The organism is Legionella norrlandica (assembly GCF_000770585.1).
Classification (GTDB): domain Bacteria; phylum Pseudomonadota; class Gammaproteobacteria; order Legionellales; family Legionellaceae; genus Legionella; species Legionella norrlandica.
Genome location: NZ_JNCF01000073.1, coordinates 1 through 13,215 on the forward strand (window position 1 = coordinate 1; position 13,215 = coordinate 13,215).

Sequence of the window (13,215 nt, forward strand, 5' to 3'; positions counted from 1 at the left end):
ATACCTTTTCCTATGCTAGCGCGATTGATTTTTAGATATTGTTAAAAAAGCGTTCTTTGATGCTGGCGCTAGCCCGAACAAAACTAATAATAATGGAGGTTCAATTTTCTATCTTGCTGCAAGGAATAACTGGAGCAAACAGTATTATGTCAAGTTAATTGAATTATCCCTTGCAACAAAAAAGCTTAATACAAACGACTTTTCCACCGCTTTTGCCTACTACCTTTCCTATGCTAGCGCGATTGATTTAGATATTGTTAAAGCGTTCTTTGATGCTGGCGCTAGCCCGAACAAAACTAATAATAATGGATCTACAATACTTGAGATTGCTGCAAAGAATCGTTGGAGCACATATTCTCACAACAGATTGATTCAAATGGTTGCGAAAGTCAATAAAGCGTCATTCATTGAAGAGAAGCATCAGCCTAAGCTAATTGATACTCCAATTAAATCAGAAAAAAGTTATGCTGAGAGAATTTTTGATGCTGTAACATCAGGTAGATTGAATAATAATCAAATGGCCAACTTGGCTAGAAAGAATCATGCCAAAGAAAGTCTTATCCAATTCATCAACGAACGTCCTGAAGATGAAAAGCAGAAAATATTGAAAGAGGTATTTGAGAAGAATTCAAATCTGAATCGTTTTTTTTCGGTACAACGTGGATTTTTTAAAACCAATACTAATAGCGGATCATTCAAAATCTTAAATAAGATGAAACAAATCTCTATTGGTAGTAACGTAATTCCTATTAAATCAATACCGCTATCAGAGGTACGTGAGTCTTCCACCAATCATTCCTCTTTATCTATATTTGCTCATCCTCAGCCACAATCAGATAATAATCAAATACCTGCACGTAGGCAGTGGGGCAATTTGTCAACACGCCCTACTATAATATTATAGGGTGACTAATAAACATTAATTAAAGATTTAATATGGAGAATCTTATGGTTATTGGTGCGCGCTCATGCATTGGGACGTAGCAAAGGAGATTTTACCACTAAAATTCATGCATTGGTTGTGGGCTGGGCAATCCGATTAAGTTTATTCTGACTGGAGGGCTTCGAAATGACATCACTCAGGCCGTTGAATTGCTGAAAGAGCAGCACGATACTGTAGTCCTTGCGGATAAAGGGTATGATTCTAAAGAACTTGTTGACACTTTAGAGAGTCAAGGCTGCACTGCAATCATTCCGTCAAAAGACGCGAAAAAGCCAAGACACATCGACACAGAGCAGTATAAGGAACGCTTTCTCATTGAGACTTTTTTCTCTAAAATGAAACACTTCCGAAGAATTTTTTCTTGCTTTGATAAAACAACCTCCGCATTCTTAGGCTTCTTGCATTTGCCGGCGCACTTATTGGGTTGCGCTAGAAATTTCGTTCACAGAACCTAGGGAAGTAGTAAATTACTTATATTAAATAATAATCATTTCCGTCAAACTTCAGGGTAAGTAAAGTGCCCTTGAAAAATAATATAATTTCAGGATAATGCGAATATGATCAAGGTAAATTAGAGAAAAGGACTTTTCATGAAAAAATCATTTTACATCGGAATATGCGCCACTACAATTTCAAATGGCTTACTAGCAGGTACGATCGGAGCTCTTCCAGAACCTAATCAATATTTCTTTGCCGGGGGTGGCGGCAGTTATACTTCTGCTGCTGTCCACAAGCAAACCGTCTATGGCCGAGGAGTGAGTAGAACGTATACAGCAGGGGTTTTGACAAGTATTGGATCAGCTGCTGGAACTTCAAGCCCATTTTACCAAAATCAAACTAATCTCTCGCCGCATGCCCAGGTAGGTTATTTGCGCCACTTTAACAATACCTCTTATTTTTGGGGAGCTAAGTTTGCTTATGATTATATCAATACGTTTTTATCTGATATAAATATGACCATTCCACAAGCAGGTGCAAACACAAACGTTATTAACGGAAGTATCACGCCTTTTACAGGAAATTATTTCGTTGATTCTGTACAAACTCATATTAACCATGAATTTTTATTATTAGCGCTTATTGGACATTCTTTTGAATATAGTAAAGTATACTTAGGTATTGGCCCCACTGTATTTGGTATGCAGAATAGGATTAATCAATTCGTTGGTTATGCCGATTATAATGGGCAGCAAGCAACGGATATTAGTGGTGTTCCAGCTAATTTATCTAAGAAATATTGGCAATGGGGAGGAGCAGCCCAACTAGGTGCGATTTATTCTCTGAATCCAACTTGGTTTCTAGATTTTAGCTACACTTATGCCATGGTCGGGAGAAATACCATTAAATATGTGAGTCCTTTTACAAATCAGATAGGTGTTGATAATTTGGTTGGAAATTCTTTTATTCATCCTTCGCAGTTTGAGAGCGCCCAATCATTTACAATTTCCATCAATGGAGCATTTAATGTTTAAGTTTTAAGCACCCCTAGGATCAGTACTAAAAGAAGGGACGCGCTTAAGAAAATAGGACCCAAGTGTAAAAGATCTGATATAGTGTATGCTCTCAAGATATAAATTATCTCGTCGAGAGCTACATGTTAATTAAATTATATACAGATAAGATTCATAATATTAGGCTCATCAGCTGTGCTAATTAAAAGCTATCAAACTAGATGTGTAGAAGCCCATTTCCGGGCATTAATCAAAAAACACAAAAATTTTGATAAAATGCATTATCTATATTGAGTCACTCAAATGTGAAGGTTACAATTCTATTTTTGTATCTTTTTAGGAAAGCTGAGCAGACTGATGGTGGCATAGGCTTCGCAAAAAAGAAACCTTGGCCATAAATACAACGATTAGCAATAAGAAAATCTAGTTGCTCTTGATTTTCAATTCCTTCAGCTAAAACCGTAAGTTTCATTGTTTCAGTTAAATGAATAATTGCTTTAAGTAGATTTTTATTATCTTCGCTATGCAACATATCACGAATAAACGTCTGATCAATTTTTAATTTATCCAGAGGAAATTTCTTAATGTAGTTGAGGCTGGAATATCCAGTACCAAAGTCATCTAAGGCGACGACTATTTTTTTTGTTTTTAACATTTCTAAAACATAAAATACCTCCTTAGAACCGTCTAACAAAACTTGCTCTGTCAATTCAATTTCAAGGCTCTCAGGCGACAAATCATAAAAAACTAAAGCTTTGTTGATGTCATCTAGTAAGCGATTGTTTTTAAATTGGTGAGCCGTTGTATTGACTGCCATTTTGACAAGCGGTAGATCTTTTTTTCTCCAGTGATTTAGTTGACGGCAAGCTTCATTTATTACCCAAGTACCAATATCATTCATTAACCCTAAATCTTCTGCGATAGGAAGAAACTTATCTGGTGTTAATAAACCCAGTCTTGGATTTTCCCAGCGCAATAAAGCCTCGAAGCCATAAATCTTGTTTGTTTTGAGCTCAAGCAATGGTTGATAATAAAGTTCAAATTCTTTTTTTTCTAAAGCAACATAAAGCTTATTCTCGAGCAACATACGTTCATATGTATATGCGCCTAACTCTCTTGCATAATACACAAAGCTGTTTCTTCCCTGTTTTTTTGCACGAATAGTTGCAATATCTGCACACCGTAACAGCTCATCGGTCTGAATACCATCCTGAGGACAAATTGACACACCTATGGAACAAGAGACATTCAGTTGGCTACCATAAAATTCAATACTTGGTTTTAATGCCGACAAAACATTATCAATTATTTTTTGACCGTCAGCGTAACCACTCAATGAAGCAATAATGACAAACTCATCCCCACCAAGCCTACACAAAGTTCCTGAATTGCCAACCCCAATTTTTAATCTTTCAACAATCATACGAATCAGTTCATCGCCTTTGCTGCGGCCAAATACGTCATTAACTTGGGTAAACTTACTAATATCTATAAGAAATACACCAACTTGATGTTTGTTATGTAAAACACCCTGAATGGCCATGCCCAGCATATCTATTATTAAGGCTTTATTTGGCAGTCCCGTTAATAGATCGTGGTATTGCGGTGCATCATGTCTTTTTCGAGATTTTTTGCATCAGAAATATCGTGAAAACTCAAGACTTGAACCAAGGGAAGACCCTGGTTTTTTGGCTTTGCGTGTGCACCTCAAAAAATCGACTCCCTTTGAGTTCCAGAGTCATGCGGTTATAGTTTTGTGAAGGTTGGATAAGCGTATTCATATTTTCCCGAAAATGCTTCTCATCTTCAGCCTCATGACACATGTCCGCCAGTAAACATAAAATGTTTTTTCCTTGAACTTGTTGCGAAGGCAATCGCCATAATTCTGAAAATTTACGATTGCAATGGGTGATAACCCCTTTATCATTCCATGCAATAATACCATCACCCGTTGCATCAAGCGTAGCTTCTGTCAGTGCTCTGAGTTTTTGCTCCTCTCGCGAGCGCTTTCTTTCTAGCTGCACATAGTAGAGCAATAGAGTAAATAATATGGTAAATATTGTTCCAAGTATAAAAATTACTAACGGCAACAAAGAATGTATCTGGTTGGCATATTGCTGTTTATGTACTGACAAAGCCAACAGACTGTTAATTAAAAACATTCCCAGGCCAAGTATCACTGGCATAGCAGGCCAAACTGATATCCCGTGATATCGGCATCTATATAGCAAGGCAAACAATAAAGCCAACGACATCAACATAAATCCTAAAGCAGTATTAAGTGCCATAGGGGTGAGCCGACTCCATTCATAGGCATTCTGAAGCGAAGAGACATAACCACTTGCAAATAATAATGACATAAACAGTAGAAGAATAGAAAAAACGGATGCCAACACCCCCCAATTGAAAGTCCAATGAGCTCGCCCAATAATCAAGATAACTATTCCTGCCATAATAAACGAGATGGAAGTATTAGGAGCCATTCGTCCGGGGAAATGATTGGCAATATTATAATGATGCTTCAAAAACAACTCATCGACATGTAAATTAATATTATATATAGTTTGAAAAAGCACCAGGAAAGAGAGTGCAATAATTAATATAGCGAGAAACTGACTGGATTTATAATAATGGAAGAGCAGTAATATGATGCAAATTCCAAGTACGGCGAATGATAAAGCGGTGTTATACACCATAGCTATGGTATCGGCTTGGTATTGTAGTAACATGGCTATCCCTGCATGCCACCCAATCAGTACCGACCCACCCAGCGCTATCGTCAAGCAAGAAAAGATGATACTGGCGTATAGCCACAACCGTATTTTCTTTATCGCCATTACAAATCCTTTTATTGTCTAATAATAGCATAAAAAATCTATGCACTTACTATTTCTAAATATAGTGTTTTATTCTATACATATCTTATTCACCACAATGCCACAATAGGAATAATGGAAAAATAAGTAAATGAAAATCAACATAGACTTAAATGACTTATCAACTTATAACCAGGACCAACTTTTAAAGGAGCTGGATAGTTCATTGGAAGGACTAAGCAATATCCAAGCGCAAAAACGGTTAGCTCAATATGGTACAAATGAAATTCTAAGAAAGCCTTATCGTGTCATTATATTTGAAGCAATCTCCCACTCCATTAATCCTTTAGTTGCCATTTTATTTTTTGCAGCTTTAATTTCGGCATTTACAGGAAATGAAGTTAATGCAGTGATAATAATTAGCATCATCATGATTAGCATTGGTCTAGATTATTTTCAAAGTCATCGTGCTCTTGTTGCAATTAAAATGTTACAAAAGAAAATAGCAACTACAGTAACAGTCTTACGTGAAAATCAATGGTTAAATATACCTGCAAAAGAATTAGTTTCTGGTGATTTATTTCAATTATCCGCTGGTGATATGGTGCCTGCAGACTCAATCCTGTTAAAATCAAAAGACCTCCATGTTCACCAAGCGGCACTTACTGGGGAATCGATGCCAGTTGAAAAGGAAGCTATCCCCCTAAAGACCAAACCCCAAAATCCTCTTGATGCACACAATATTATATTTTCAGGCTCATCAGTTATGGGAGGTAGCGCAACAGCACTAGCAATTCACACGGGAAGCAATACTCTTTTTGGACACATTGCAGAAAGCTTAAAGAAGAAACCATCACATACAGAATTTGAACAAGGCATGATGCGGTTCAGCGCTTTTATCATGAAAATGGTATTTCTGTTAGTAATTTTTGTATTTTCGATCAATATATACATGCACAGACCATTGCTCGATTCCTTGTTGTTTGCTGTTGCGCTTGCCGTAGGCCTTACGCCTGAATTACTTCCAATGATCACGACAGTGACTTTAGCCGCAGGTGCCGTTCGCATGTCGAAGAAAAAGGTCATTATCAAAAATTTATCAGCGATTCAAAACTTCGGAAGCATTGATATTTTATGTAGTGATAAAACAGGCACCCTAACAAGCGGAGAAATGAATTTAACACAATACCTGGATTTTTCAGGAAAGCAATCCGAATTTGTAATGTTATTAGCCTACTTAAACAGCTTATATATAACAGAAATTAAGAGTCCCTTTAATATTGCAGTATTAAAAAAAGCAAAATTAAATCCATTAGATTTTGCAATCCTAAAACATGATCATCCTGATGTTCAACCATACCATAAAGTAGATGAGGTTCCTTTCGATTTTGAGCGCCGGCGTTCAAGTGTCATCGTTAGTAAAAATGAAAATCACCTGTTTATTTGCAAAGGTGCGCCTGAAAACATTATGAGCGTATGCTCCTATTATGATTTTGCTGGTGAAAAACAAATATTTACCGAAAAAGAGCAAAAACAATGCGAATTGCTTTTCCAATCTTTAAGCAGCCAGGGATATCGAGTCTTAGCTATTGCCTATAAGTTAATGAATCGACAACTTAAATATACTCGAAAAGATGAAATAGAAATGATCTTCGCAGGGTTTTTAGCCTTTACTGATCCTCTTCTTGAAGACATTCCAAAAGTAATTAAAGATTTGCGCCATGAAGGAATAAATATAAAAATCTTATCTGGTGATAATTTAATAGTTACTCAACACATCTGTCAAAAAGTTGGTATGGATACAAGCCGCATTTTGACAGGGGAAGAAATTTCAGAAATTACGGATGATGCACTTACCTCGCTAGTAGAACAAATTGATATTTATGCTCGTATAAACCCTATACAAAAACAGAGGATAATTTCTGCCTTAAAGAAAAGAGGGCATGTCGTAGGTTATCTTGGAGATGGGATAAATGATGTACCATCTTTACATAATGCGGATGTGGGGATTTCAGTTGCCTCTGCTGTTGACATTGCTCGTGAAGCAGCAGATATTGTTTTGCTAGAACACCATCTAAAAGTATTATTAAATGGAATTATAGAAGGGCGTAAGTCGTTTAGAAACGTCATGAAATATCTTATGATGGGTACAAGCTCAAATTTCGGCAATATGATTAGTATGGCAATTGCAACCCTGTTTTTACCCTTCTTACCTATGCTCCCCAGACAAATATTATTGAACAATTTACTTTACGACATCTCTCAAATAACGATACCCACTGATCATGTAGATCCCAGCTCAATACATAGATATAAGAGGTTAGATATTAATATAATTCGCCAATTTATGTTCTATGTGGGGCCTATCAGCTCTGTATTTGATTTTTTAACATTTTTTGTCATGTTAAAAATATTTTCTGCTAACGAATCTCTGTTCCAAACAGGTTGGTTCGTCGAATCTTTAGCAACGCAAACTTTAGTTATTTTTATTATCCGCACGGCCAAAAAACCTTGGCGTAGTATGCCAAGTCTCCCCTTGACTGCCACGATTCTATTGATTGTTATGATCGGAGTATGGTTGCCATTTAGTCCATTTTCTGAATTATTTGGGTTTGTGCCCTTGCCTCCATTGTATTTTCTTTTTTTGGTTGCAGCGACTTTGACTTACTTACTTCTGGTTGAATTAATTAAAAAAAAGATAATGTGGAAATTATATTAACCAAGCAGCATTATCATTTATTTGAAGGTTCAAAATGATTAAATGGATTTCTGGTTTCATAATTTTGGCTGTTCTTATTCTTGTAATAGTTCATTTTAGTCAACTGCGTGTTTTTATTGGTTTAATTGAGCAAATGAAGATTTCCTGGCTCTTTTTTGCAGTGATTTTCCAAGCAGGGACTTATATGTCACTTGCGGCGGTTTGGCGTTTGGCCTTATGGTGGTTTGGAGAACAAATTTCTTTTTTTCAGCTCTTTTTATTAAGCTTTTCTCAACTTTTCATCAATCAAACGATTCCGACCAGCGGTTTAAGTGGCGTTACAATCATTACTAAATTTTTGATGGGGCGTTTAATTACTCCCAAAGCTATTGCATTGGCAATTGCTTTAAATATTTTTTCCCGGCAAGTTGCTTATCTGGCATCCTTTATTGCCTCAATAATTGTATTTTGGTTTTATTATGATCTTAACAAAACACTTATTTTTTTATCTCTAATCTTTATCCTAATTATGGTGGCCATCATAATTTTGGCGGCCCTCTTATGGCAACAGGCTTTAAAATTAAAAATTCCGAAGCTATTAAACAAATATACTTCCATTCGAATTTTAATAAACGAAATTAAGGAACTCGATCCCAAAATAGTTTTAAACTCCAAACTTTTTTTTCCCGCTATAGCGTTCTCTGTAGCAATATTTATTTTTGACTCACTAACCTTATGGACAATATTGAAATCACTTAATCTAGATTTAAATTTTAGGTTAATATTTGCTACCCAGGTTATTGCATCCTCAATTGCCTCTCTTTCTTTTTTCCCAGGAGGACTCGGTATATTTGAAGGAAGTCTTACAGGAATATTAACTTTTTTAGGACTGTCAATAGAGCAAGCATTCACAGTAACAATTCTATTTAGAGGATTTACTTATTGGCTTCCTATGCTCCCAGGGTTTTTATTAACTCAAAAAGAATTGCTCAGGATTTAATTAAAAAAATATTAAGTTTAACCTTATTTAAATCCTTCAGGATATTATAATTTCGAAGTCACTTCTTCTAGAAGGAAAGGTTTCAGCTATATTGGCTTTCTTAATTATTATTTAAGTAATTCTATAAATAAATGAACATTTCCATTTTGAACAGTTTGTAATTTATAGATTTAAAAAAGATTAGGCATTGGTAAAGAGGAAATAAAACTTAATGGATTACTTTTTTTATGCAATCAAAACAAAATGGCAATTTTGGATTACTATTTGCTCAATTATTGCTATAGCTCTTTATGTTATAATGAAAACTATTAATTCTTCATTCGTAAATGTACCTTTAATCCTTATAATTATTATTGGTGGCTTACCATTATTTATTCAAATTAGCATTAAGTTAGCACACGGCGATTTAGGTGCTGATACTCTGGCCGCTTTGTCCTTAATAACAGGCGTTATTTTACATGAATATCTTACGGCCTGTTTGATCATACTTATGCTTGCAAGCGGCCAAACTTTGGAGGCTTATGCAAGACGCAAAGCTTCTTCTGTATTACAAGCACTCATATCACGTATGCCATCTAAGGTGCATATACGTAAAAATGAACAAATTAAAGATATTCCTCTTTCAGAAACACAAATCGGTGATGAAATTATAATCTATCCTCATGAAGCATGTCCTGTTGACGGTGAAGTAATTGACGGACATGGTACAATGGATGAGTCCTATCTAACTGGTGAACCTTATCTAATTTCAAAGGCACCTGGTGTGACTGTATTATCAGGGGCGATTAATGGGGAAGCGTTATTGATCGTTAAAGCATCAAAACGACCATCAGACTCTCGATATGCAGCCATCGTTGAAGTTTTAAAAGAAGCCGAACAAAAAAAACCAACTTTACGCCGTCTAGGTGATCAAATAGGGGCTATTTTTACACCAATCGCGTTATTTTTCTCCTTGATTGCCTGGTATTTTTCCGGTGATCCTATTAGGTTTTTATCCGTATTGGTCATTGCAACACCCTGCCCATTACTCATTGCAATTCCCATTACTCTAATAAGTGCCGTTTCAATGGCAGCCAAACGGGCAATAATTATAAAAGATCCTACTATTCTAGAACGACTACCCACTTGTCAAACCGCTATCTTTGATAAGACAGGAACATTAACCTATGGCAAACCAACTTTAACTAAAATTATTACTATAGAGACTTATACTCCCTCAGATATCTTGCAATATGCAGCAAGCCTTGAGCGCTATTCTAAACATCCTTTGTCTAATTCTATATTAGACACTGCAAAGGAACATGGTTTAACCTTATTACAGGCATCGGAAGTTTTCGAAAAGCCGGGGCATGGCTTACTTGGAACAATAAATGGTCACTCGGTTCAAATCATCAGCCGCAAGAAATTTTTAGCCAAACACCCTGAAAAAGTTGGACTTTTGCCAGAGTATTCTTCTGGCCTGGAATGTCTTTTATTGATAGATGAGCAGTTTGTGGCCATATTACAATTTCATGACGCACCCCGGGAAGAAAGCCACTCTTTCATTCATCATTTAGCCCCTTCTCATCAGTTTAAAAAAATCATGCTGGTATCGGGAGATCGTGAATCAGAAGTCAAGTATTTGGGGAAACTACTTGAATTAACTGAAATCTATGCATCCCAAAGTCCTGAACAAAAACTTGAAATTGTCAGAAATGAAACTCAAAAAGCACCGACTCTTTATATGGGTGACGGAATCAATGATGCGCCAGCTTTAACAGCTGCGACTGTCGGCATAGCTTTCGGCCAATACAGCAGTGCAACTGCAGAGGCTTCAGGTGCTGTAATTATGGAAAATACCCTCAATAAAGTAGACGAGTTAATGCACTTAAGTATCAGTACTCGTAAAATTGCACTACAAAGCGCTATTGGCGGGATGTTGCTCAGCATAATAGGAATGAGCTTTGCAGCTCTGGGCTTTATAAATCCAGTAACTGGTGCAATACTTCAAGAATTAATTGATATACTTGCGATCATTAATGCTTTGCAATTAACCTGGGGCAGTAGAGTTAAAATAGATTTACCAGGTTATATGACGTAAAAATTATAACTTTTTTTCTTCTGCCCCCTTTATATAATACCCTTGCGTGATATTTGCGAGTACGACAATGTTATAAATAGCGCAGCTCAGCAAAAAATTATTCGGTAATGATATCGCGAGTATTAGCCCTGACACCCACAGTAATGTGAAATACAATTTGTTGCCCTTTAAAAGTAGGTTTTGGGTCAAGACAATATTTTTGACGAAAAGCTACCAAAGAAGGTGAGGTAATGGAAAGTGCAAAATATTCTTTTAAACCAAATCTGGCTTTAATTAATCCATCAATCGAAAAACGATGCCTTTGCCCAATATGTTTTCGATTCAAACTGATATTCTCCTCTGGGTAAATAATAGAAATATGAGCACCAACATCATCAGGTGGTTTAAAATAATCTGGCTTATCTATAGCGTCATAAACACTAAGTATTGGATGAATAAAATGGATATAATCATCATCTATTTTTAAATAGCAGTAATTATCACGTTGCTGAAGTATGCCCTCCGCCCTTAAATTGCGCGCCTTCTGGAGTGCTGTTTTACAGGATAATTCAGTCACAATAAACTGCTCAAAAATTTCTCCCATTTAGTCTCGCTCGATTGAGTAGATAGTCTATAATCTGCTGGAAATTAAATCGCCTCACTAGTATAGTAGAGTCTTGATTTTGTTTCTATGTGTCGAGACTATTTCTGGGTGCCCCCATAGATGCCCCATGTGGACATTTAAAAATGCAGGAATGAAATTAATTCTTTGATTTTAAATAACTAAATACATATCTCAGGATATAGAAATCTGTCTACGGTATGCTCTATTTTTCCCATTTAAATAATCAAGAAAAAACAGAACTGATCAATTCACTCTAAGAAGATGAAGGAAAGCATTTGGATGTGCTTGAGCATCGCGATGATCCTAAAAAATGGGTGATTGCGTTAATAACTAAAGCCTATCGAGATAGCTCAATAGTGCTTACTTGACTTTGCTCTTGGGTCGTGTAAATTTGAAAAATAAGAATAAAATAAGACTCCATCAGCATATAAACTTCTGGAGTTACAGGGTCTTCCCATGTTTGACGCTACTAAAATTTCTGATCATTTTTCTATAGGGATGGTCAAATTAAAATCGGTACTTTAATAATGTAGAAATTATCCGTTCCCTAATCCAGATAGATTACCTTAGTAGCCGCAACATAACTTGGTTTAGGCTTTTAATAGCTAATTGTTTGTATCATGTTTCTTCTTCATATCCACCTGCCATCGCCACATCACATAAACCACAGGAATCACAATTAAGGTGAGCAATAAAGCTGAAAAAACACCACCTACCATGGGGGCTGCAAGACGTTTCATCACATCGGCACCAATACCAGTCGCCACATAATCGGCAACAAACCAAGGATATTAGCCAACCCAGCCATCACCATAGGACGAATACGGGATACTGCACATTGCTGCACAGTTTGAATTAAATCTGGTAAAGTTTTGAGTAATCCTTTTTCTTTTTTCTCGCTGTAATCCGAATCAAGATAAGCAAGCATCACCGCACTGGTTTCTGCAGCAACCCCTGCAAGTGCAATCATTCCACCAAACGGCGATACTCATGTTATACCCTAATATATAGAGCAGACTTTAAATTCACCAATTGAACGATGGGCACTTCGGCACCACTGGGCGTTTTGACTAAAATGCGATTGAGCTTATCTGGATCATCCCTTATTTCTCGTAAATAATGCACGTTCACAGGGTAGTGCTCGCACCCCTCAATCGTGGTAGCAATGTTTTCGCCACCAATGGCCGACTCAATAATACGAATGTAAGAAATAGTTCTGAACGCCCTTCTTTTTGATGAATTTAAAATCACATGGTTATTTGTTCAATTAATTCACGTATAATTATTTTTTAAATTATCCCAAGTGAATAGAGTTAAGGTGAAAGTATGCAATCCAAATTCGAGAAGTTTAATGAATTACCACCAGAGATTAAAATTGAAACCGCTCAATATCTATCAAACCATGATTCAGTAAACTTAGCTCAGACATCAAGACATCATTTCGATTTGTTTAAACCCATGATTGGTGTTCATAAGCTACTGCCCCACGTAGTGCACGGTGAGCATGATGCAGTTCAATCGATACTAAAAGCTGATATAAGTTTAATGTTTTACAGAGGCAAAATAACGGATTGCTCAGGCCGAAAATTTGAGAACATTAGTGCTTTTGAATACGCGCTGTGG

The 13,215-nt window shown here is 36.4% G+C and carries 9 protein-coding genes and 2 pseudogenes; 7 read left to right on the top strand and 4 right to left on the bottom strand.

Going from position 1 to position 13,215, the window contains the following annotated elements; genetic code table 11:
• Positions 1–376: 376 nt before the first annotated feature.
• The 3 genes and pseudogenes from OK13_RS12140 to OK13_RS12150 all read left to right on the top strand — a co-directional run bounded on the left by OK13_RS12140 (position 377) and on the right by OK13_RS12150 (position 2,415).
• On the top strand, positions 377–904 hold the full coding sequence (locus OK13_RS12140) for a hypothetical protein (RefSeq protein WP_035891155.1): 528 nt from the start codon (positions 377–379) through the stop codon (positions 902–904).
• Between the two features lie 66 nt (positions 905–970).
• Positions 971–1,376 (top strand): annotated as a pseudogene (locus OK13_RS12145) (IS5 family transposase); the annotation flags it as partial.
• A 157-nt stretch (positions 1,377–1,533) separates the two neighbouring features.
• The gene (locus tag OK13_RS12150; protein WP_035891157.1) at positions 1,534–2,415 is read left to right on the top strand and encodes a hypothetical protein; all 882 of its coding nucleotides are present in this window, start codon (positions 1,534–1,536) and stop codon (positions 2,413–2,415) included.
• Positions 2,416–2,689: 274 nt separating this feature from the next.
• Here OK13_RS12150 and OK13_RS15520 read toward each other — a convergent pair whose 3' ends face one another.
• Positions 2,690–3,937 carry a putative bifunctional diguanylate cyclase/phosphodiesterase gene (locus OK13_RS15520; protein WP_241480560.1) on the bottom strand — a complete coding sequence of 416 codons (1,248 nt, stop codon included), beginning with the start codon at positions 3,935–3,937 and terminating at the stop codon, positions 2,690–2,692.
• A gap of 112 nt (positions 3,938–4,049) precedes the next feature.
• A complete protein-coding gene (locus OK13_RS15525; protein ID WP_241480561.1) occupies positions 4,050–5,231 on the bottom strand; it encodes a PAS domain-containing protein in 1,182 nt (393 codons plus the stop codon).
• A 130-nt stretch (positions 5,232–5,361) separates the two neighbouring features.
• On the opposite strand from OK13_RS15525, the gene mgtA reads away from it, so the two are divergent.
• The 3 genes from mgtA (at position 5,362) to OK13_RS12170 (ending at position 10,988) form a co-directional block, all read left to right on the top strand.
• A complete protein-coding gene (gene mgtA, locus OK13_RS12160; protein WP_081964929.1) occupies positions 5,362–7,929 on the top strand; it encodes a magnesium-translocating P-type ATPase in 2,568 nt (855 codons plus the stop codon).
• Between the two features lie 34 nt (positions 7,930–7,963).
• Positions 7,964–8,908, top strand: coding sequence for a lysylphosphatidylglycerol synthase transmembrane domain-containing protein (locus OK13_RS12165; RefSeq protein ID WP_035891158.1), 945 nt, complete (start codon positions 7,964–7,966; stop codon positions 8,906–8,908).
• Positions 8,909–9,119: 211 nt separating this feature from the next.
• Positions 9,120–10,988 carry a heavy metal translocating P-type ATPase gene (locus OK13_RS12170; protein ID WP_035891160.1) on the top strand — a complete coding sequence of 623 codons (1,869 nt, stop codon included), beginning with the start codon at positions 9,120–9,122 and terminating at the stop codon, positions 10,986–10,988.
• Between the two features lie 97 nt (positions 10,989–11,085).
• Here the strand turns inward: OK13_RS12170 and OK13_RS12175 are convergent, their stop codons facing one another.
• Positions 11,086–11,571, bottom strand: coding sequence for a glycoside hydrolase family 71/99 protein (locus OK13_RS12175; RefSeq protein WP_035891162.1), 486 nt, complete (start codon positions 11,569–11,571; stop codon positions 11,086–11,088).
• A gap of 626 nt (positions 11,572–12,197) precedes the next feature.
• Positions 12,198–12,792, bottom strand: a pseudogene (locus OK13_RS16085) (efflux RND transporter permease subunit); the annotation flags it as partial.
• A 126-nt stretch (positions 12,793–12,918) separates the two neighbouring features.
• On the opposite strand from OK13_RS16085, the gene OK13_RS12185 reads away from it, so the two are divergent.
• Positions 12,919–13,215: hypothetical protein (locus OK13_RS12185; RefSeq protein ID WP_035891166.1), on the top strand; the 297-nt coding region annotated here is incomplete at its 3' end.

Excerpts from the sequence above, each read along its gene's own strand:
- OK13_RS15525 (WP_241480561.1), bottom strand. The coding sequence starts at position 5,231 with ATGGCGATAAAGAAAATACGGTTGTGGCTATACGCCAGTATCATCTTT.
- mgtA (WP_081964929.1), top strand. The coding sequence starts at position 5,362 with ATGAAAATCAACATAGACTTAAATGACTTATCAACTTATAACCAGGAC.
- OK13_RS12170 (WP_035891160.1), top strand. The coding sequence starts at position 9,120 with ATGGATTACTTTTTTTATGCAATCAAAACAAAATGGCAATTTTGGATT.
- OK13_RS15520 (WP_241480560.1), bottom strand. The coding sequence starts at position 3,937 with ATGGCCATTCAGGGTGTTTTACATAACAAACATCAAGTTGGTGTATTT.
- OK13_RS12175 (WP_035891162.1), bottom strand. The coding sequence starts at position 11,571 with ATGGGAGAAATTTTTGAGCAGTTTATTGTGACTGAATTATCCTGTAAA.
- OK13_RS12140 (WP_035891155.1), top strand. The coding sequence starts at position 377 with ATGGTTGCGAAAGTCAATAAAGCGTCATTCATTGAAGAGAAGCATCAG.
- OK13_RS12150 (WP_035891157.1), top strand. The coding sequence starts at position 1,534 with ATGAAAAAATCATTTTACATCGGAATATGCGCCACTACAATTTCAAAT.
- OK13_RS12165 (WP_035891158.1), top strand. The coding sequence starts at position 7,964 with ATGATTAAATGGATTTCTGGTTTCATAATTTTGGCTGTTCTTATTCTT.